The sequence below is a fragment of the Paraburkholderia madseniana genome, from assembly GCF_009690905.1.
Classification (GTDB): Bacteria; Pseudomonadota; Gammaproteobacteria; order Burkholderiales; family Burkholderiaceae; genus Paraburkholderia; species Paraburkholderia madseniana.
Map to the genome: position 1 here is coordinate 50,341 of NZ_VOSW01000036.1, position 20,669 is coordinate 71,009.

Sequence of the window (20,669 nt, forward strand, 5' to 3'; positions counted from 1 at the left end):
TCGTACACTAGTGCAATATATGCTAAGTGACGTAGTTGAATGACTGATTCAGAGCACGACGGCACGGGCTTCCCCGGCGAATGACCGGCGGGTGCAGGGCAAGTGGAAAGCATGAGTTATCGACATCAGGAGCGCGAATGAGCAAGTTGCTGGAAGGAAAAGTCGCATTGGTCACCGGCGGAGGCCGTGGCGTCGGTCGGGGCATCGCACTGGCGCTGGCTGCTGCGGGTGCCAGCGTGGTGGTCAATGATCTTGGCGCGGGACTCGACGGCAGCCCGGAGGCGGAACGCCCGGCGCTGGACGTGATCGCCGCCATCGAAGCGCTCGGCGGCCGAGCCGTCGCCGACGGTGGCTCGGTCGTCGATTGGGCGGCCGCGCAAGCCATGGTCCGTGCGGCCGTCGATGCCTTCGGCCGGATCGACATCGTGGTCAACAATGCCGGCATCCTGCGGGATGCGATTTTTCATCGCATGACCGAGCAGGAATTCGACGATGTGGTCTCCGTTCACCTTAAAGGCTGCTTCAGCGTGAGCCGTGCTGCTGCCCCGTACTTCAAGGAACAGGGCGGAGGCAGCTTCGTGCACATGACCTCGACCTCGGGCCTGATCGGCAACGTCGGCCAGGCCAACTACAGTGCGGCCAAGCTCGGCATCGCGGCGCTCTCGAAATCGATCGCCATCGACATGCAGAAGTTTGGTGTCCGTTCGAATGCGGTCGCGCCATTTGCCTGGACGCGCATGGTCGACTCCATTCCGAACGAGACGGCCGAACAGAAGCGACGTGTTGATTCTCTGAAAAAATTATTGCCGGAACGGGTGGCGCCCTTTGTCGTCGCCTTGTGCGCCGATGCAGCGTCTGATGTCACGGGGCAGGTTTTCGGCGTACGCAACAACGAAATCCACCTGTTCAGCCAGCCACGGCCGATCCGCAATGCACACCGCGGAGAGGGCTGGACGCCTGAAAGCGTGATCGATACCGCGTTGCCGATGCTGCGCCCGGCTTTCTACGCGCTGGACCGATCCGGAGATATATTCACGTGGGATCCGGTTTGAACTATTCAGGGCCCACGTCTGGCATCGTTCATTCCAGACATTCGGTTTTTTGCTTGCCTCATTTAGTTCGCTAGTGTACTGTATGCATCATCACATCATGACGCGATCGAGCACAGGAAAAGGATGACGGACCCAATCAACCGCGGACACGGCGTGCTCGCCACCAGCCGCTATCTGCCTCGCCTGAGGCTTGATCGAGCCGCAATTTTCGCCCAGCACCAATGGATGGCACCCGGGCTCAAATCGCTGGCGCGCGGTATGCGCACCATGGCCTCATGGGATGAAGACAGTGTGACGATGGCGGTCGAGGCGGCACGGGAACTGGTCCGGGCCGCGCCGTCCATCGAACTGGGCGGATTGACGCTGACGTCGACCACCCTACCCTTCGCCGAAAGATCGAATGCCGGCATCGTTGCATCTGCGCTAGGTTTGCCCGATGCCCTGTTGGTGCGGGACCTGAGTTCCAGCCCCCGCGCCGCCGCAACCGAGTTGGTCGCCCTGCTGCGCCGGGGCGGCGGTCCGGCACACATGCTGGTGGCCTCGGATCGCCGCCTCGCCAAACCTGGCAGTCCACAGGAGATGATATACGGCGATGGCGCAGCCGGAGCGGTAGTGGGCAGCGGCCTTCCGATCGCCACGCTGGTGGCGAGCCACAGCGTGCATGCCGACTTCGTTGACCGTTTCCGCGCCGCCGGCCAGACCTACGACTACGGCTGGGAGGAGCGCTGGGTACGCGACGAAGGCTATATGAAAGTGGCCCTGCCGGCGGTACGTCAATGTCTGGCCAGTGCCGGCGTGGATGCTGCTGATATTGCTCAATTCGCGATGCCGGCACCGATCAACCGCATCAATGAGGCGATGGCCAAAAAACTGGGCATACGCACCGAAGCCCTCGTCGGAGCCTGCTCGGAACAGGCAGGTGATCTCGGTACGGCGCAGCCGCTTGCCCTCCTTGACGTAGCACTTCGTCGTGCCGCACCCGGCGAACTGGTGCTGCTGGTCGCGTTCGGCAGCGGCTGCGACGCATTGCTGCTGCGCCGCACCGAAGCGCCCTGCCCTGGAACTGTGCCGTCCGCAGGTCGGCCGGAGACAAGCTACATGAAGTACCTCTCATTCACCGGCCAGATCGCGCTCGAATGGGGCATGCGCGCCGAGATGGACAACCGGACGGCACTGACCGCCGCCTGGCGTGAAGGCGCCCGCGTAGCCCACTTCGAGGCCGGAAGATGCTCAGCCTGCGGTACCACGCAGTTTCCCCGTTCGCGCCTGTGCGTCAACCCGATCTGCCGTGCGCAAGACACCCAGACGCCCCAAAGCCTCGTCGACACCGGCGCACGTGTGCTGTCACACACCTGTGACTGGCTCGCTTACACGCCGGCGCCTCCCTTCCAGTTCGGCCACATCGACTTCGACGGTGGTGGACGTGTACTGATGGAGTTCGCTGACACCGACGCTGGCGAGCTGAGCGTTGGCGTGCCGCTGCGCATGGTGTTCCGCGTCAAGGAATACGATACCAGACGTGGCTTCCGCCGCTATTTCTGGAAAGCAACGCCCGTGCGGGCGGTAGAGCAAGGAGCATCCGGTGGCTGAAGGTATACGCGACAAGGTCGCCATTCTGGGGATGGGTTGCACGCGTTTTGGCGAACACTGGGACAGCGGCCCGGAAGATCTGATGCTTGAAGCTTTTAACGAGGCGATGGCCGACGCGTGCATCGAAATCGGCCAGATCGAAGCCGCCTGGCTCGGCGTCTGCCTTGAAGAAAACAACGTCGGCAAGACCGCAGGACCGCTCGCGCAGGCGCTGCGGCTGCCCAGGATAGCCGCCACGCGGGTAGAGAACGCCTGCGCCACCGGCACGGAAGCCTTACGCGGCGCCGCGTATGCGGTGGCCGCCGGCGCCTACGACATCGTGCTCGCGCTGGGCGTCGAGAAGCTCAAGGACACGGGCTACGGCGGCCTGCCGGTGCGAACGCGCGGCGTCAACAATGACCTGTGGCTGCCAAACGCCACAGCGCCGGGCGCTTTTGCGCAACTGGCGGCGGCTTATGCCGCCAGGCATGGCGTGGACAAGATCGATCTCAAGCGCGCCATGGCGCACATCTCGGTCAAGAGCCATGCTAACGGTGCTCTGAACCCAAAGGCCCACCTGCGCAATCTCATCAGCGAGGAGGATGTGTTCAAGGCGCCGATGATCGCCGAGCCGCTTGGCCTCTACGACTGTTCCGGCGTGAGCGACGGCGCGGCCTGCGCGATTGTGACTACACCCGAGATCGCACGCTCGCTCAAACCGGGTGCGGAAATTGTCAGCATCAAGGCGCTCGAAGTCTCAGTCAGCAATGGCGAGGAGGCCGCATTCAGCAGTTGGGACGGCGCTCACATCGCAACGGCGCGCACAGCCAGCGCGCGCGCCTATCGCAGTGCCGGCATCACGGCTCCGCGCGAGCAGGTCCATATGGCGGAGGTGCACGACTGCTTCTCCGTTACCGAGGCGGTGCTGATGGAGGACCTGGGGTTCAGCGCACCTGGCCGCGCGATCTACGATGTACTGGATGGGGTGTTCGACCGCAACGGCCTGCTTCCCGTGCAACCTGACGGCGGGCTCAAATGTTTCGGCCATCCGATCGGCGCATCGGGACTGCGCATGGTCTACGAAATCTACCAGCAAATCCACGGACGGGCTGGCGAGCGTCAGATCAAGCGCATCGACCTCGGATTGACGCAAAACCTGGGCGGTCATCCGCATCAGAATGTCAGTGCCGTGGCGATCATCGGACGTCACAGGGCCTGAGCGGGGATCCATACCGATCCGCCGTCGGGCGCGAGCAGCGAAACATATCCACTCTTTTCAGGAGACGCAGCACATGAGAGGACTCAAGGGAAAAACCGCCATCGTGACCGGCGCGGGAAGCGGCATCGGCCGCGCAATCGCCCTGCGGCTTGCGGCCGAAGGGATCACCGTCGGCGTCTTCGACATCAGCGAGAAGGGGGCGAACGAGACAGTCGCCGCGATACAGGAAGCCGGCGGCAAGGCCATCGCGGCGATCGCCGATATCACCCAATACACGAGCGTGGTGGAGGCCTTGAAGGCCTTCGAGGAAGCGGCTGGCGCGGGCACCGACATTCTCGTGAACAACGCTGGCTGGGACACGCCGATGCCTTTCCTGAAGACCGACGAGGCCTTCTGGAAGAAGGTCGTCGAGATCAACTGGTTCGGCCCACTCCACGTGACCCATGCGGTGGCCCAGGGCATGGCGGCCCGCAAGGCCGGACGCATCATCAACATTGCATCCGACGCCGGCAGGGTCGGCTCGAGCGGCGAGGTCGTCTACTCCGGTTGCAAGGGCGCGACCATCGCGTTCGCAAAGGCTCTCGCGCGTGAGCTCGCACGCAACCAGATCACCGTCAACACCGTGTGCCCCGGTCCGACCGAAACGCCCGCCATGGAAGCCTTCGTCGGCAGCGGCGAGCAGGGCCAGAAAATCCGCGACGCCATGGTGCGGGGCGTGCCGCTCGGGCGCATTGGCCTGCCTGACGATTACCCTGGTCTCGTCGCGTTTCTCGCGAGTGAGGACGCCGCTTTCATCACCGGCCAGACGATCAGCGTCTCGGGCGGTCTCACCATGCACGGATAAGGAAAACTGAAAATGAGCACCAGTTACAAGGATGTCCTCTACGAAGTTCGCGACGGCGTGGTCCGCATCACGATCAACCGGCCCGAAGTCTACAACGCGTTCCGCCTGCAGACGCTCGAAGAACTGATCGACGCTTTCCAGCAGGCGGGCGAGGAGAAGTCGGCCAATGTCATCGTATTCGCCGGCGCCGGCGACAAGGCGTTCTGCACTGGCGGTGACCAGAAGGAGCATCTCAGCGAAGATGGTCTCTATGGTCCGCGCGGCACGGTGGGCATGCCCATCGAAGAGTTCCAGACCGCGCTGCGCGACGTGCGCAAGGTGACGATCGCCAAGGTGCAGGGCTTCGCCATCGGCGGCGGCAACGTGTTCGCGACCTTGTGCGACCTGACCATCGCCTCGGAGAAGGCCACGTTCGGCCAGGTCGGACCGAAGGTCGGCTCGGTCGATCCGGGCTGGGGCACCGCCTACCTCTCGCGCATCGTCGGCGAGAAAAAGGCTCGCGAAATCTGGTTTCTGTGCCGCCGCTACAAGGCGCAGGAAGCGTTCGACATGGGGCTGGTCAACAAGGTCGTCCCGCACGAGCAACTCGATGCGGAGGTCGACCAGTGGTGCAAGGAGATCAACGAGATGAGCCCCACGGCCCTGACCATCGCCAAACGCTCCTTCAACGCCGACTCGGAAAATATCCGCGGCATCGGGTTTCTCGGCATCCAGACCGTCAAGCACTACTATCAGACTGAGGAGTCGAAGGAAGGCGTACGGGCGTTCAACGAGAAACGCAAACCGGACTTCAAGAAGTATGCCGGCTGACGAACCGAGGGAGTTGCCAATGTTGATTCGCAGCGAGTTGGGCGACGATGGCGTGCTGCTGGCCACCATCGAGATGCCCGGGCGATCGATGAACGTGTTCTCCGTCGCTTTGATGGATGCACTCGAAGCCCTGCTCGACGACGTGGAAGCCACGCCCGATGTGCGCAGCGTCGTGCTGACCTCAGGCAAGTCGTCTTTCCTGGCCGGCGCCGATCTGGCGATGGTTCGCGGTTTCACCGAACCTGGACCCGCCGATACCGCGGAGGTGATGTTCAAGCGCTGCGGTCGCCTGGGGCGCCTGTTCCTGCGGGTCGAGGACTCGACCAAGCCCTGGGTGGCTGCGGTCAACGGCACCGCGCTCGGCGGTGGCCTCGAACTGGCGATGGCCTGCCGGGAACGGCTTGTCGTCGACGACGCGCGAGCCCTCATTGGCCTGCCCGAAGTGCGTTGGGGCTTGCTGCCGGGCGCGGGCGGCACCCAGCGGCTGCCCCGGCTTGCCGGCTTTGAGCAGGGCCTGTCGATGCTGTTGACAGGTCGCGCCATCACACCGAGGCACGCTGCGGAACGGGGGATCTTCTCACGTGCCTTGCCAGCGCCCGAACTGCTCGCCGAGGCACGCGCCGTGGCGCGCGAACTGCAGGGCCGCTCGCCCGACCAGGCCGCCAAGTACCTCCATCACGCCCAAACCGATGTCCCGGTCCACTCGGACGAGCAGGCACGCCGCATTGCGCGCGCACACGGCGTTTCCGATCCTGATTTCGAACGTTATCCTGCCTACAGCGCGATCATCGACAGCGTGTTGCTCGGCGCACGCAAGGACCTGGCGGAAGCGACCGACATCGAGATGCGGCAATTTCTGCGGCTGATGTTCGACCCGGTCGCAGGCAACATGGTGCGAACGCTGTTCCTCAATCGTCAGCGCGCCGACAGGGAACTGGCGGCGCCACGCGATTTGCGCATCGAACGCATCACGCTCGGCCCGCTGTCCACTACGCGTCGCGCATGGCGGGAAGCCATCGAGAAGTCAAAGCTGGCGCATGCCAGCGATGCTGCATTGTCTGCCGACACGGCGCAGATCGTGGACAGCCAGGGGCGCAGCTATCTCGTCGCCTTACGCACGCTCGACGACGCAGGCGGAGAAGAATTCTTCGACGTCACCGCAGCCGTGCTTTCGCCTGCCGGCCCCTATGGACGCGCCATGGAAATCGTGGCGACGGACGACGCTGTGGCACAGGCGCTTGCCGCGCTCGCCAACGGTCTCGGCGCCCTGCCCTACCGGACCCGAGCTGCCCGGAGCGCTCTGCTGCGGCTTGCCGCAGCGACGGGCGACAACCCGCTTGACGCGCTCGCACTGAGCGCGTTCGATCTCGCGGCCGACGGCATGGTCGACGACACCGAACTGTTCGACGTCGCGGCATGCGCAGCCGGTATTGCCCCCGCCTTCAGTGGCGGTCCGTTCACCCGCCTGTGGCAGGAGCGCAGTCGGCTGACCGCCCGGCTGCAGGGCCCGGAGGCCGAGACCTGGCGTGCACTCGAGCATCGGCTTGGACCAAGCTACCCATCATGATCGACAGCGTCCACATCGGCTTCACCACCGCGCCCACGTCGGTCACGATCGACGCGTGGAGGGTCAAGCTCTTCTGCCAGGCCATCGGCGAAACCGACCCGGTGTATTGGGACGCCAGCGCTGCGGCCGACGCGGGATATGCGGCTTGTCCGGTCCCGCCCACCTTCCTCAAGGCGATCGAAACCGATCACTTCAACAGCGCGCAGCTCATGGAGCAGCTCGGTGTGCCACTGCGCTCGGTACTGCACGCGGCGCAGCGCTTCGATTACCTCGCACCACTGCATGTCGACGAACGCATCGAGGTCAGCCGACGGATCACCGACAGCTACGACAAGCGCGACGGAGCACTGAGCTTCATCGTGATCGACACGCAGTACCTGCGGGATGGCGTCACCATCGGCACCAGCCGGCAAACCATCGTGGCCCGCAATAGCATCGCAGCCGAGGCATCAGCAGCATGAACGTCGTGTTGAACCCGCCACCCGCGTCCATCCGGCTCGAATGCGGTCCGGTCACCGCACTCGATCTCGCCCTCTATGCGGCATCGTCGTCCGACCACAATCCGCTACACCTCGACGACGAAATCGCGCTTGCTGCCGGCTTCGAGCGGCCTGTCGTGCACGGCATGCTGACCATGGCTTTTGCGGCCAGGCTTCTCACGGCGCACTTCGGCGCGCAGGCTTTGCGCTCGCTGGAGACGCGTTTCGTGAGCGTCGCACAGCGCGGCGCGCGCATCGTCTTGACGGGCACGCTCGAGCGGACGGAAGACCTCATCGCCCACTACGCGCTCAGCGCACACAACGACGCGGGCGAACTCCTGATTTCTGGGAGCGCGCAGATTTCGCTGCGGATGTCTGAGGAAGGAGAGGCGAAGTGAAGCGGCTCGTCGATGCACTGCGGCCGCAGACGCGCGTTTTCGTGCCGGGACTCAGTGGCGAATCTCCACTGCTGCTGCGTGAACTGACGGATGACCCTGAACGTGCGCGCGACGTCGACTTCATCGGCGTCCAGTTTCCGGGCATTGGTCACGCCGACTACTTGAGCGTCCATCCACAGGCGCGGCAGACGGCGTTTTTCATGTCACCGTCGATACGAAATGGCATTCGGGAACAGCGCGCGGACTTGCTGAGTCTGGATTATCCCGGCATTGCCCGCTACCTGAAGCAGTGCATCCCACTCGACCTCGCCATCGGCCACTTCAGCCTGCCCGACCCGGATGGCTGGTGCAGCACGGGCATTTGCGGGGATTTTCTGCCCATTGCATGGCCACGCGCGGCGCGGCGCGTGGCGCATCTCAACCGCGCCATGCCACGCACGGCCAGCGGCTTTCGCGTGCACCTTTCCGAACTCGACGCGGCGGTCGAGTGTGATGCGCCGCTGACCGAGTTCTCCGAAGCCGAAGGGGGCGGCGAAACCATGTCGCGAATCGGCCGGTTGGCGGCCGAATTCGTGCGCGATGGCGACACGCTCCAGTTCGGTATCGGCTCCGTACCGCTGGCGCTGGCTCGCGCACTGGCCTCGCACCGCCATCTCAGGCTGCACACCGGGATGGTCTCGCAGGCAGCGCGCACGCTCGAGGACGCTGGCGCACTGGAGCCTGGCGCCACCATCATGACCGGCGTCGCACTCGGCGATGCGGCCTTTTATGACTGGGCCGGCAGCCACCCGCGTCTACGCTTCGCCGACGTGCGTGAGACGCACGACGTGCAGGCGATTGCAGCGAAGACACGCTTTGTCGCCATCAACTCGGCGATGGAAGTCGACCTGTTCGGCCAGGTGAACGCCGAGCGCGGCGCTGGCGTACTGCAGGCCGGCGCCGGCGGCTTGCCGGCCTTCGCGCAAGGCGCGCTGAACTCAACCGGTGGCCGCCTTCTGATTTGCATGGCAGCCACGGCAAAGCGCGGCTCGGTTTCGCGCATCGTACCTGCGCTGGATGCACAGAGCCTTTGCACGCTGCCCCGGCATATGGCCGACGTAGTTGTCACAGAATACGGTGCGGCCCAGGTGCGTGATCTGTCGCTCGACGCCCGCGCCCACGCCCTCATCGCCATTGCAGCGCCGGAACATCGCGCGGCACTCCAGGAAGCATGGGGCACCATCCGTCGCCGCCTTTGAACGGCGGGGGCCAACTTCGCCCCGCTCCATCGCATCCCCGCCCTGCTTGAGGCATCGGAAAGCTTCGATCCGATGCGCCTCGGCACTTGCCGGGACCGCCTCCGCTCGCCGCTCCTGAACCTCAAAAGCCGACCTGATCGGCACCTTTAAGCGACAGAATCTCGCGCGCCTCATCGGGCGTTGCGATTTCCAGGCCGAGCCCCTCGAGGATCTCCCTCGCCTTGAGCACCTGCGCCGCATTGGACTCGGCGAGCCGTCCCGCCCCGATCCAGAGACTGTCTTCAAGGCCGACCCGGACGTTGCCCCCCATCGCGGCGGCCATCGCAGCCACTTTCATCTGGTTGCGTCCGGCGCCCAGCACCGACCAGCGGTAGTCATTGCCGAAAAGCCGGTCGGCCGTGCGCTTCATGTGCATCACGTCGTCCGGATGGGCGCCAATGCCGCCCAGGAGGCCGAACACCGTCTGGACGAAAAAAGGCGGCTTCACCAAGCCGCGCTCGATGAAATGGGCGAGGTTGTAGAGATGCGAAGTGTCATAGCACTCGAATTCATAGCGCGTGCCGCTCGATGACAATTCCTGCAGCGCGGTCTCGATGTCTCCGTAGGTGTTACGGAAGATCAGATCCTTGCTGCCCTCGAGGTAAGGCCGCTCCCAATCGTGCCGGAATTCTTTGAAGCGCTGCAGCATCGGGAACAGGCCGAAATTCATCGACCCCATGTTCATCGAGGCGACCTCCGGCCGCAGTTCGACGGCCGGGCGAATGCGCTCCTGCACCGGCATATAGGGGGAGCCGCCTGTCGTGAGGTTGATCACCGCGTCGCACGCGCTTTTGATGCGGCCGAGGAAAGGCGTAAACGCCTCCGGCCGCTGGTCGGGCTTACCCGTCACTGGATCGCGCGCATGCAGGTGGATGATCGCGGCCCCGGCCTGGGCAGCGGCAATCGACGATTCGGCGATTTCCTCCGGTGTCACCGGCAGATACGGCGACATCGACGGTGTGTGGATTGCGCCCGTGACCGCACAACTGATGATGACTTTCTTTTGCTGGAACATGCTTGTCTCCTTTGTACTTTCCAAAGAGTAAAAAAACGCGACTGCCTGGCGCTTGGCCCGTCAGCCGGACGCGCCGCTCACACTTGCCAGGGGGTCGATTTCAGCTTGGTCGACCGAGCAGATCGCGCAGCACGCGGCGCAGAACCTTGCCGGTGGCCGAACGCGGCAGGTCCTCGATAATGCGGATCTCCGAGGGCCACTTAAGCCGCCCGAGGCGCCGGCGGTTGTGCGCCTCGATCGCCTCCACCAACGCTTGCTGCGCCAGAACCTCGTCGCGCTCCGGTACCACAAACGCCAGCGGGCGCTCGCCGAATCGCTCGTCGGCCACACCGACTACGGCGCATTCAGAAACGCCCGGCACCTCGAGGATGGCCTGCTCGATCTCCTGCGGGTAAATGTTCACGCCGCCGGAGATGATCATGTCGTCCTGCCGGTCCCTGAGGTAAAGATAGCCGTCGACATCCACGTGGCCCACGTCGCCGAACGTCTGCCAACCCCGCTCGCTCGTTCTGGCCGCCGTCTTTTGCGGCTCCTTGAAATAGGTGAACGGGGCGATGCCCGAGAAGTGGACGACCCCAGTCTCTCCAGCCGGCAATTCCTGCCCGTCGGCGCCGAGGACATGGATCTCGCCCTTGCGGGCACGACCCACCGAGCCCAGCTTGCGAAGCGCCTCAGCTGAATCGATCAGCGTCAGGCCTATGCCTTCGCTGCCCGAGTAATACTCGAGCAGGATCGGCCCCCACCAGTCGATCATGCGCTGCTTGAGCGTGGCGGCGCATGGCGCGGCACCATGTACCGCCACGCGGTGCGCCGGGGCCGCGAAGGCGCCTCGGCAGCTTTCGGGCAAAGCCAGCAGGCGCTGGAACATCGTTGGCACCCACTGGCTGTGCGTGATAGCCTCGCGCTCCAGCACGTCGAGCGCCAGTTCGGCATCGAAGCGCTCCAATAGATGGACCGTGCCACCGCCGGCCGTGACGGCCAGAGCGAAGCGCAGCGGCGCGGCATGATAGAGCGGCGCGGTGGAGAGGTAACGAACGCCCATCCCACCGAGTCCGAAGAGCTGCAGAAGGTCTGCGGCAAAAGCGGGCGGTCCAAGGTAGTCGGCCGCCGGCAGCGGCCGCCACACTCCCTTGGGCGCACCGGTGGTCCCCGAGGTGTAGACCATGAGGGCACCGGGCGGCTCGTGCACACGTGCTGTCGGCGGCTCGCCTGCTGCCAGGGTTTCGAGCGAATCGAAGTGTTCAATCGATCCGCCGATCGAAAGCCAGCTCACCAGTTCGTGTTGCAACGCGGCGCGCAGGTCCGCTCCTAATTCGGCTAGGGCGGCATCCACCACAACGAGCTTCGCCTCTGCGTTCCCGACCATGTACACCGCTTCGGGCAACGCCAGCGTAGTCGGCATCGGCGTGAGGTAGAGGCCGCACCGGTAGGCGCCCCAGGCAATCGCAAGCGCCTCCGGCCGGTTGCCGCACAGACTCACGAGATGGTCCCCACGGGCCAGCCCCCGGCTTTCGAACACCCGCGCATAGCGGTTGGCGAGCGCCTCCAGTTCAGCGTAACTGAGGTGCATGTTGCCGAACACCACCGCGGAACGATGCGGCGTGTCCAGTGCCCAGCGGCGCAGATCGGCGGCTGCCGTCATCGGTTCAATCCTTGCGCAAGAGGCAGAGGCGGAAGATCTCATAGCCGGAGGTGTGCTTCATCGCGCCCTCACTTCCCCGCCGCCCGTTCCGCCTTCTCGGCCTCGGCGCGCGAACGCACAACGGCCTTCGCCTCGGCCCAATCGGACGCCGTTAGCTGGGACAGGTCGGCGAAAGTGCTGGGTGCTGCAAGGTGGTGTCCGCCATCGATCGCAATGTTCTGCCCCGTGAGGTAGTTGCATCCGTCAGATTGCAGCAAGGTCAGCAGGTTCGAGAGTTCCTCCATCCTGCCGAAACGGCGCATGGGAACCTGCTCGGACGAGACTGCGCCCACGTTGGCTTTCGGAATCGGAGACAACTTCTCCCAAGCGCTGTCGGTTGGAAAGGGACCTGGCGCGACCGCGTTCACGCGGATGCCGTGACGGCCCCACTCCACCGCGAGCGACATCGTCATCGCATGCACGGCCGTCTTCGCCATCGCCGAGGGCAACACATAGGCCGAACCGGTCCAAACCCAGGTGACGAGCATGCTGACCACCGAGCCCGGTAGTCCCTGCTCGATCCAGCGGCGACCGCAGGCCAGGGTGGAAAAGAGCGCCCCATCCATCACGGTCGAGCGCACGGCGGCGAAGCCGCGCGGGCTGATCTCGGTCGACGGTGCGATGAAGTTCGCTGCGGCGTTGTTGACCAGACCGGTGAGCGGACCGGTCTGCCATATGGTCTCCACCATCGATTCGATCTGCTCGGCCTCGCGCACGTCACAGACATGCGCCTCGATCGCGCCGCCATGCTGCGCCTGTGCGCCAAGTTCGGCCACGGTCTGCTCGAGCACGGCCGGACGGCGTCCGCAGATGTGCACGGCGGCGCCGCGCGCCACGAAGGCACGTGAGAGCTCCTTGCCAAGGCCGGTGCCACCGCCGGTCACCAGAATGCGCTTGCCGCGCAGCACGTCCGGACGGAACGGATCGCTCATCGAGTCTTCCATATGTGTCTCCTGTCTTTTTTAAAGCGGTCCCGAAACCGCGTTGCCTCCAACCGCTCGCTAGCGCGCCTCTGTTCGCGGCCGGAAATCCGCGAATAACTGCCGGCCGATGATGTGCTTCATGATCTCGATGGAGCCTCCGGCGATCTTGACGATGCGGGCGTCGGCATAGGCCCGCGCGATTGGATATTCCCACATGTAGCCCCACCCGCCGAACAGTTGCAGGCACTCGTCCACCACGCGGCAGTGCAGATTGCTCAGGTACATCTTGGCCATCGCCGCGTCGATGGCATCGAGCCGGCCTTCCATGAACAGCTGGATGCATTTGTCGGTGAACTGGCGCCCTACCGCCGTATCGGTGGCCAGCTCCGCCAGCTTGAACTGCGTGTTCTGGAACTCGCCGATCGTCTTGCCGAAAGCCTTGCGTTCGCCGGTGTACTGGATGGTGTATTCGATCACACGCTCGGCAACGGCCGCCGACCGGATCGCCTGCGCAAGCCGTTCCTGCGCAAGCTTGGTCATCATCAGCTCGAAGCCTCGTCCTTCCTCGCCCAGCATGGCCGACGCCGGCACGCGCAGATCGTCGAAGAACAGTTCCGAGGTGTCCTGCGCCTTCATGCCGAGCTTGTCCAGGTTCTTGCCGCGGCGAAAGCCCGGCAGGCTGGTATCGATCAGGAACAGGGTGATGCCCTTCGCGCCCGCGGCCGAGTCGGTCCTGGTCGCCAGCACCAGCACGTCGCACAGTTGACCGTTGGAGATGAAGACCTTCTGGCCGTTGATCACATAGTCGTCTCCGTCGCGGACCGCCCTGGTCCGGATTGCCTTCAGATCGGACCCGGCGTGCGGCTCGGTCATGCCCAACGAGCCGATGGCCTCGCCCGCCACCATCTTCGGCAGCCAGTACTTTTTCTGCGCCTCGCTGCCGAAGGACTTGATGTACGTGGCGACCAGGTCACAGTGGATCAGAAAGCCCGGTCCGGTGTAACCGGCGGCCCCAATCTCTTCAAAAACTACCACGTCGAACAGGTAGTCCGCGCCTAGTCCGCCATACTCCTCCGGGATGGTGCAGCACAGCAGGCCGGCTGCCCCCGCCTTTCGCCACAGTTCACGCGGCACGATCCCATCCTTTTCCCATTGGGCGTGATGCGGTGCGATCTCCTTGTCGATGAAGCGGCGCACCGTATCTCGGAAGGTCTCGTGTTCCGGTTGAAATAATTCTCTCTTGATCACGACGGCACTCCGTTTTCAGTATGACTTGGGAAGATCCAGCACCTTCTCGGCGATAAAGGAGAGGATGAGCTGTTCGGTGATGGGTGCGATGCGCGTCACCGTGACTTCGCGCAGCAGGCGTTCGACGTGGTATTCCTTGGCGTAACCGAAGCCGCCGTGCGTCAGCACTGCCTGGAGCGCCGCGTCAAAGCCGGCACGTGCGCCAAGGAACTTCGCACTGTTGGCTTCCGCGCCGCAGGGCTGGTGCTGGTCGTAGAGCCAGGCGCCCTTGAGCACCATGTTCCAGGCTGCTTCCAGCGCCATCCAGCGCTCCGCCAGCGGATGCTGGATGCCCTGGTTCTGCCCGATAGGCCGGTCAAAGACGATACGCTCGCGGGCATACCTGGTCGCCCGGCGCAGCGCGTCCTGGCCGATGCCGATCGCCTCGGCCGCGACCAGCAGGCGCTCCGGGTTCAGGCTGTGCAGGATGTAGCCGAAGCCCTTGCCCTCCTCACCGACGCGATCGGACTCGGGGATAAACAGGCCGTCGATGAAGATCGCATTCGAGTCCACCGCCTTGCGGCCCATCTTCGCGATGCGGCGAACCTCGATCTTGCTGCGGTCGAGCTCGGTATAGAAGATCGTGATTCCGTCGGTCGGCTTGGCGCAGTCCTCGAGCTTGGTCGTGCGCGTCAACAGCATGATCTTGTTGGCTACCTGCGCCGTGGAAGTCCAGACTTTCTGGCCATGCACGATGTAGCCGCCTGGCACCTTCTCTGCGAAGGTCTTGATCGCGGTGGTGTTGAGCCCCGCATCCGGTTCCGTGAAACCGAAGCAGCACTGGTCGCGCCCTTCCACCAGCCCCGGCAACCAGCGCTGGCGCTGCTCCGGCGTACCGAAGACCACGATCGGGTGCGGCCCGAACAGGTTGATATGAACGGTAGAGGCCGCCGCCATGCCGCCGCCGTGGCTCGCCACCTCGTGCAGCATCACCACCGCCTCGGACACGCCAAGCCCCGCGCCACCATACTCGGGCGGCATCGTAATGCCGAGCCAGCCGGCGCGCGCCATGGCCTGGTGGAATTCGCGTGGAAACTCGCCGTCCTCGTCGCGCGCCAGCCAGTAGTCGTCGCCGAAGGAGCGCACGATGGCGCCCACGCCTTCTCGGATTGCGCGATGGTCCTCGGGGATTGTGAAGTCCATTGTTTCCTGTCTCCGTCGTTAGTCGTCAAGGCCCAGCGTGCGCCGGGCCTGCTTGAGATGCGGCAGGTCGACCATCACGCCGTCGATGCTCAGCGTGCCCGCCTGCGGCTGGGCGGCAAAGGCGTCGACAATGCGGCGTGCGGCCGCAATTTCCGCCTCCGAGGGCGTGAACGCCTCGTTGATGATGTCCACCTGGTCCGGGTGGATCGCGATCTTTCCGCGAAACCCACGGCGCCTCGCGACGGCGCAGGCGGCCGCAAGGCCGTCGCGATCGCGGAAGTCGGCGTGCAGCGTATCGATGGCGTCGACGCCGGCCGCGGCCGCCGCGCACAGACACATCGAATTGGCGAATACGTAGAGCGGCGAAAGGCTGCCGTCGGCCTCACGGTTCGAGATTGCGCCGAGCGCAGCCGACAGGTCTTCCGCTCCCCAGGTCAACGCTGCCAGGCGAGGAATGCCAGGCACGAAGGACGCCATCGTCAGCATCGCCTGCGCGGTCTCGGTGGCCACCGGCACGACGTGTACCGTTCCCCGAGCCATGCCGGCGCGAGACTCCAGCGCATCGAGGTAAAGCCCAAGCCGGCGCACATCCTCGGCGCTCGTGGTCTTGGGCAGCATGATGCCGGCGAGTCCCGGCACGACCACGGCCGCGAGGTCGTCGAGGGCAAGGCCTGAGTCGAGCGGGTTGATGCGCACAAAAAGGCTGGCCGGAAGCGCCTTCGCCTGCGCGGCCACGAAGACCGCGGCGGCCTCGCGTGCCGCCGGTTTCCGGGCTGGTGCGACCGCGTCCTCCAGATCGAGAATCAAGGCGTCGGCGCGGCTACCCAGGGCTTTGTCGAGCTTGCGCTCGCTGTCGGCCGGCACAAAAAGCATCGAACGCAATTTCATGCCGGCCTCTTGAGCATCAGCGCCTGGCGGCGGCAGGTCACCACTTCCTCGCCGCTCTGGTTGAGTCCGCGGTGCACGAAAGTCACGATGCCCGCATTCGGCCGCGTGCGGCTCTCGCGCAACTCGGCCACCGCCGTCACCGCGCGGATCGTGTCCCCGGCGAACACCGGCGACGCAAAACGCACGTCCGTCATGCCAAGATTAGCCACCGTGGTACCCAGCGTCGTTTCCTGCACGGACAGGCCAATCACCAGGCCGAGCGTGAAGATGCTGTTCATCAGTGGCCGCCCAAACTCGGTAGTCTTGCAGTACTCGGCGTCGATATGGACAGCGGCCGGGTTGTAGGTGGCGCCGCAGAACCACACGTTATCGGCCTCCGTCACCGTGCGCCGGATTTCGTGCTCGAACACCTGATCGACACGGAACTGCTCGAACCACAGGCCTGCCATCGGGTTTCTCCACAAGATGTGTTAATATAACATGTACATATACATAGTACACATGCATACTATAGCAAAGGAAAATTCAAAAGTGAAGCCCAACAGCTGAGATCCTTCAGGGCACACAGATGCTGGAAAACCCGATCGAGCGCAGCCAGCTCGAGCAGAAAGAGCGCATGCATGCTCGCATGCTTTGGGCAACATTCGTGGAAACCGGGGGCGTTGCGCTTCACTTTTGAATCCACAAAATCCGCCGATGTTGGGTGTCGGTGAGAACCTTGAGAAGGAGACGTACATGACCGCTACAGTCAACCGCCAGGTGCTCTTGAAGTCACGCCCGGAGGGCATCCCGGAGAGCCTGCATTTCCAGATCGTCGAGAGCGCCGTACCTACGCCGGCCGGCAGCCAGGTGCTGGTGCGCAACCTTTATCTGTCGGTCGAGCCGGCCATGCGCGGTTGGGTGAGCGCAGTAAAGAATTATGCCGAGCCGGTGCCTGTCGGCGGTGTGATGCGCTCGTTCGCCGTCGCGCGTGTCGAGGCCTCATGTCATCCGGACTATCGCGTGGGCGATCTCGTTACCGGGCTCTTCGGCTGGCAGGACTATGCGGTGGTGGAAGCCGAGGCAATCCGGCGCAAGGTCACCGAAACCGACCTTCCGCCTTCGACCGCGCTGGGCGTGCTCGGCATCAACGGAGTCACCGCGCACTATGGCCTGCTTGAGATAGGCCAGCCCCGGCCTGGCGAGACGGTCGTCGTCTCCACCGCAGCCGGCGCCGTAGGCTCCTGCGTCGGGCAGATTGCGAAACTCAAGGGCTGCCGCGCGGTCGGCATCGCGGGCGGCCCACAGAAGACGCAGCTGTGCACCCAATCATTCGGCTTCGACGCAGCCGTCGACTACAAGGCGCCGGACTTCGCGCAGCAGCTCGCCGCCGCCTGCAAGGGTGGCGTGGACGTCTACTTCGACAACACTGCCGGCCCTATCAGCGACGCTGTCCACGAACATCTGAACATTGGCGCGCGCGTCGTCATCTGCGGAACGGCGTCGGTCGCGAGCTGGGATCCGCCGCCGCAGGGCCCGCGCATCGAGCGGCATCTGCTCGTCAAGCGCGCCCGCATCGAAGGCTTCGTCATCTTCGACCACACCGAACACGAGGACGTCGCGCTCCACGACCTGGCGGGCTGGTTGCGCTCGGGACAGTTGCGCTACCTTGAGGACGTGCTCGACGGCATCGATCAGGCGCCGGGCGCGATCGCCGGTCTCTACCGCGGCGACAACCTCGGCAAGCGCCTGATCCGGCTCACCCGCTAATGACACAACCGGTCGCACACCTGGGTACTGTGTGTCTGTAAAATGTTCACATCCGCAAAGTAAAAGATCACCCAATCCGGAAAACAGATGAGCAACGACGCAAAAAGTACCGACTGGGAGCTACGGCTCGGCTTCCTCATCCACGACGTCTCACGCCTGCGGCGCAGCGCATTCGACCGCTGCCTCAAGCCGATGAAAGTTACACGCTCCCAATGGTGGGTGCTGGCCTATCTATCGCGCCAGGACGGCATGACGCAATCGCAGCTGGCCGAGGAGCTGGATCTCGGCAAGGTGGCCATCGGCGGGCTGATCGACCGGCTGGAGAAAACGGGCCTCGTGCGCCGCGAAGCCGACGCCGGTGACCGCCGGATCAACCGCATCTTTCTTGAGCCCACGAGCAAGCAGCTCATTACGAAGATGCGCAAGCTCAGCCATCAGCTCAACCAGCAGATCCTCGCCGGACTGCCCGATACGCAGCTCGAAACCGCGGCCGTCACGCTCGATACCATGAAACATAACCTGCTGACCTACCTGTCAGCGGATTCCTGATCGGGCCTGCTTGAGGCATCTGTACGAGGGTGCGTCCCAAGTCAATTTGCGCTTGACTATTTCGTACGCTAGTGTATTGTAATGCACAGAACCACTTTGGACATGCCGTGCGCGTGTCCGAGTCGTCCTCCCCAACATTCCCGGAGTTGAGCCCATGAAGGTTCTGGTGCCCGTCAAGCGGGTCATTGACTATAACGTCAAGGTTCGCGTGAAAAGCGACGCAAGCGGTGTGGACATTGCCAACGTGAAGATGAGCATGAACCCGTTCGATGAGATTGCGGTCGAGGAGGCGGTGCGCCTCAAGGAAAAAGGCGTCGTCACCGAGATCATTGCCATTTCCGCCGGCGCTGCCCAAGTCCAGGAAACCCTGCGCACGGCGCTCGCCATCGGGGCCGATCGTGCCATCCTCATTGAGACCGCCGAGGACCTCCAGCCTCTAGCTGTGGCCAAGCTCCTTAAGTCCATCGTCGACAAGGAGCAACCCCAGCTCATTATCCTCGGCAAGCAGGCCATCGACGACGACGCCAACCAGACGGGCCAGATGCTGGCCTCGCTGGCCGATCTACCGCAAGCTACCTTCGCCTCCAAGGTGGAAGTCAAAGGGGACGAGGTTGAGGTCACCCGTGAAATCGACGGCGGCCTGGAAACCATCTCGCTGTCCTTGCCGGCGGTCATCACCACCGACCTGCGCCTCAACGAGCCGCGCTACGTCACGCTGCCCAGCATCATGAAGGCCAAGAAGAAGCAGCTCGATACACTCAGGCCCGAGGACTTGGGCGTGGACGTCAAGCCTCGCCTGAAGACCCTCAAGGTCTGCGAGCCTCCCAGGCGCGGGGCCGGCATCAAGGTGCCCGACGTGGCTACGTTGGTCGACAAGCTCAAGAACGAAGCCAAAGTGATCTGAGAGACTGAAAGAGGAGAAAGGAAACATGACCGTACTCGTTATTGCCGAACACGACAACGCAAGCGTCAGGCCCGCCACCCTCAACACCGTGACTGCCGCCGCCCGTGTCGGCGGCGAGATCCACGTGCTGGTCGCCGGCTGCGAAGCCTCTGGAGCCGCTCAAGCGGCCGCCGCGATCGCCGGCGTGGCCAAAGTCATCGTGGCCGATGGCGCCAGCCTGAGCGAGAACCTCGCCGAGAATGTCGCTGCGCAGGTGCTCGCCATCGCTGGCGAGTACGGACACATCTTCTTCCCCGCCACGGCCAACGGTAAGAATATCGCCCCACGCGTGGCGGCGAAGCTCGATGTTGCCCAGATAAGCGACATCACCGGGGTCAACAGCCCGGACACTTTCGAGCGCCCAATCTATGCCGGTAATGCGATTGCGACAGTGCAGAGCGTCGATGCGACCAAGGTCGTCACCGTGCGCGCCACGGCGTTTGACGCCGCGGCGGCGACTGGTGGCAGTGCCCGTGTCGAGCATGTGCAAGCGGTAGCCGATAGCGGCAAAAGCAGCTTCGTGGGCCGTGAACTCACGAGGAGCGATCGACCCGAACTGACGGTCGCAAAGATCGTCGTCAGTGGCGGAAGAGCCTTGGGCAGTGCCGAGAAATTCACCGAAGTCATGACACCCCTTGCCGACAAACTGGGGGCGGGCCTGGGCGCCAGCCGCGCCGCTGTGGATGCGGGCTACGCGCCGAACGATTCGCAGGTGGGACAGACGGGGAAGATCGTCGCACCGCAGCTCTACATTGCCGCAGGCATTTCTGGGGCGATACAGCATTTGGCCGGCATGAAGGACTCCAAGGTGATCGTCGCGATCAACAAGGATCCTGAGGCACCTATTTTCAGCGTGGCCGACTATGGCCTCGAGGCTGATCTGTTCAGCGCCGTGCCGGAACTGGTCAAGGCTCTCTGACCACGCGCCTTGGCTAGCATTCTGTTTGAAGGAGAAGCGGATGAGCATCGCAGAAAAGTCCTTGCGCTTGCTGGTTGAAAAATGGCTGACACCCACTCCGGCGACGCCGATTCGGGTAACCCGGTTCAGTCGCACGCACTCTAATTGGAGGCGTTATGTCCGCGTCGAAGCACTGCGGCCGCAAGGCTCGATCACACTTTTTTTCTTCCAGCACGATGACGGTACGTGGCGTGTGTTCCCGCCTGAAACCGGGCGCTTGACTCTGCGCAGTTACATGGGCGCCATATGATTGGGTTATCTGCTCGGACGAATGGCAGCGAACTCGTCCGCCGTCGGCTTGCCCTATCACCCCGAAAC

Annotated in this window: 21 protein-coding genes; 14 read left to right on the forward strand and 7 right to left on the reverse strand. The window is 64.0% G+C overall.

Annotation, left to right across the window (positions count from 1 at the left end; translation table 11 throughout):
* The first annotated feature begins 137 nt into the window (after positions 1-137).
* From FSO04_RS19945 to FSO04_RS19985, 9 genes are all read left to right on the forward strand, one after another.
* Positions 138-1,052, forward strand: a complete 915-nt coding sequence (locus FSO04_RS19945) for an SDR family NAD(P)-dependent oxidoreductase (RefSeq protein ID WP_174825302.1) — start codon at positions 138-140, stop codon at positions 1,050-1,052.
* A gap of 123 nt (positions 1,053-1,175) precedes the next feature.
* A complete protein-coding gene (locus tag FSO04_RS19950) occupies positions 1,176-2,642 on the forward strand; it encodes a 3-oxoacyl-[acyl-carrier-protein] synthase III C-terminal domain-containing protein (protein ID WP_199203049.1) in 1,467 nt (488 codons plus the stop codon).
* 31 nt (positions 2,643-2,673) lie between these two features.
* Entirely contained in the window at positions 2,674-3,840 is a 1,167-nt protein-coding gene (locus tag FSO04_RS19955; RefSeq protein ID WP_154561747.1) for an acetyl-CoA acetyltransferase, read from the forward strand.
* Positions 3,841-3,913: 73 nt separating this feature from the next.
* Positions 3,914-4,684, forward strand: coding sequence for a glucose 1-dehydrogenase (locus FSO04_RS19960; RefSeq protein WP_154561673.1), 771 nt, complete (start codon positions 3,914-3,916; stop codon positions 4,682-4,684).
* Between the two features lie 12 nt (positions 4,685-4,696).
* Positions 4,697-5,494, forward strand: a complete 798-nt coding sequence (locus FSO04_RS19965) for an enoyl-CoA hydratase-related protein (protein ID WP_154561675.1) — start codon at positions 4,697-4,699, stop codon at positions 5,492-5,494.
* Between the two features lie 19 nt (positions 5,495-5,513).
* Entirely contained in the window at positions 5,514-7,061 is a 1,548-nt protein-coding gene (locus FSO04_RS19970; RefSeq protein ID WP_166618217.1) for an enoyl-CoA hydratase-related protein, read from the forward strand.
* Positions 7,058-7,522, forward strand: a complete 465-nt coding sequence (locus tag FSO04_RS19975; protein WP_166618218.1) for an FAS1-like dehydratase domain-containing protein — start codon at positions 7,058-7,060, stop codon at positions 7,520-7,522. The genes FSO04_RS19970 and FSO04_RS19975 overlap by 4 nt, the downstream gene beginning before the upstream one ends.
* Positions 7,519-7,938, forward strand: a complete 420-nt coding sequence (locus FSO04_RS19980; protein WP_154561681.1) for a MaoC/PaaZ C-terminal domain-containing protein — start codon at positions 7,519-7,521, stop codon at positions 7,936-7,938. The genes FSO04_RS19975 and FSO04_RS19980 overlap by 4 nt, the downstream gene beginning before the upstream one ends.
* The gene (locus FSO04_RS19985) at positions 7,935-9,176 is read left to right on the forward strand and encodes an acetyl-CoA hydrolase/transferase family protein (RefSeq protein ID WP_168435755.1); all 1,242 of its coding nucleotides are present in this window, start codon (positions 7,935-7,937) and stop codon (positions 9,174-9,176) included. The genes FSO04_RS19980 and FSO04_RS19985 overlap by 4 nt, the downstream gene beginning before the upstream one ends.
* A gap of 121 nt (positions 9,177-9,297) precedes the next feature.
* Here the strand turns inward: FSO04_RS19985 and kce are convergent, their stop codons facing one another.
* From kce to FSO04_RS20020, 7 genes are all read right to left on the reverse strand, one after another.
* Positions 9,298-10,230 (reverse strand): 3,5-dioxohexanoate:acetyl-CoA acetone transferase, encoded by a 933-nt coding sequence (gene kce / locus FSO04_RS19990; RefSeq protein ID WP_154561683.1) that lies wholly within the window; start codon positions 10,228-10,230, stop codon positions 9,298-9,300.
* Positions 10,231-10,330: 100 nt separating this feature from the next.
* Positions 10,331-11,872: an AMP-binding protein gene (locus FSO04_RS19995; RefSeq protein WP_154561685.1), complete on the reverse strand. Its 1,542-nt coding sequence runs from the start codon at positions 11,870-11,872 to the stop codon at positions 10,331-10,333.
* Positions 11,873-11,940: 68 nt separating this feature from the next.
* The gene (locus FSO04_RS20000) at positions 11,941-12,855 is read right to left on the reverse strand and encodes an SDR family oxidoreductase (RefSeq protein WP_199203050.1); all 915 of its coding nucleotides are present in this window, start codon (positions 12,853-12,855) and stop codon (positions 11,941-11,943) included.
* Positions 12,856-12,912: 57 nt separating this feature from the next.
* Positions 12,913-14,082, reverse strand: coding sequence for an acyl-CoA dehydrogenase family protein (locus FSO04_RS20005; protein WP_168435756.1), 1,170 nt, complete (start codon positions 14,080-14,082; stop codon positions 12,913-12,915).
* A 15-nt stretch (positions 14,083-14,097) separates the two neighbouring features.
* The gene (locus FSO04_RS20010; protein WP_154561687.1) at positions 14,098-15,264 is read right to left on the reverse strand and encodes an acyl-CoA dehydrogenase family protein; all 1,167 of its coding nucleotides are present in this window, start codon (positions 15,262-15,264) and stop codon (positions 14,098-14,100) included.
* Between the two features lie 18 nt (positions 15,265-15,282).
* Positions 15,283-16,152, reverse strand: coding sequence for an HpcH/HpaI aldolase/citrate lyase family protein (locus tag FSO04_RS20015; protein ID WP_154561689.1), 870 nt, complete (start codon positions 16,150-16,152; stop codon positions 15,283-15,285).
* A complete protein-coding gene (locus tag FSO04_RS20020; protein ID WP_154561691.1) occupies positions 16,149-16,601 on the reverse strand; it encodes a MaoC family dehydratase in 453 nt (150 codons plus the stop codon). The genes FSO04_RS20015 and FSO04_RS20020 overlap by 4 nt, the downstream gene beginning before the upstream one ends.
* Before the next feature lie 286 nt (positions 16,602-16,887).
* Between FSO04_RS20020 and FSO04_RS20025 the strand changes: the two genes are divergently transcribed.
* From FSO04_RS20025 to FSO04_RS20045, 5 genes are all read left to right on the forward strand, one after another.
* Positions 16,888-17,901, forward strand: a complete 1,014-nt coding sequence (locus tag FSO04_RS20025; RefSeq protein ID WP_154561693.1) for an NADP-dependent oxidoreductase — start codon at positions 16,888-16,890, stop codon at positions 17,899-17,901.
* Between the two features lie 87 nt (positions 17,902-17,988).
* Positions 17,989-18,450 carry a MarR family winged helix-turn-helix transcriptional regulator gene (locus tag FSO04_RS20030; RefSeq protein WP_097389308.1) on the forward strand — a complete coding sequence of 154 codons (462 nt, stop codon included), beginning with the start codon at positions 17,989-17,991 and terminating at the stop codon, positions 18,448-18,450.
* 154 nt (positions 18,451-18,604) lie between these two features.
* Positions 18,605-19,354: an electron transfer flavoprotein subunit beta/FixA family protein gene (locus FSO04_RS20035; RefSeq protein ID WP_154561695.1), complete on the forward strand. Its 750-nt coding sequence runs from the start codon at positions 18,605-18,607 to the stop codon at positions 19,352-19,354.
* A 25-nt stretch (positions 19,355-19,379) separates the two neighbouring features.
* Positions 19,380-20,312 carry an electron transfer flavoprotein subunit alpha/FixB family protein gene (locus FSO04_RS20040; RefSeq protein WP_154561697.1) on the forward strand — a complete coding sequence of 311 codons (933 nt, stop codon included), beginning with the start codon at positions 19,380-19,382 and terminating at the stop codon, positions 20,310-20,312.
* A gap of 40 nt (positions 20,313-20,352) precedes the next feature.
* The gene (locus FSO04_RS20045) at positions 20,353-20,601 is read left to right on the forward strand and encodes a hypothetical protein (protein ID WP_154561699.1); all 249 of its coding nucleotides are present in this window, start codon (positions 20,353-20,355) and stop codon (positions 20,599-20,601) included.
* The last annotated feature ends 68 nt before the right edge of the window (positions 20,602-20,669 follow it).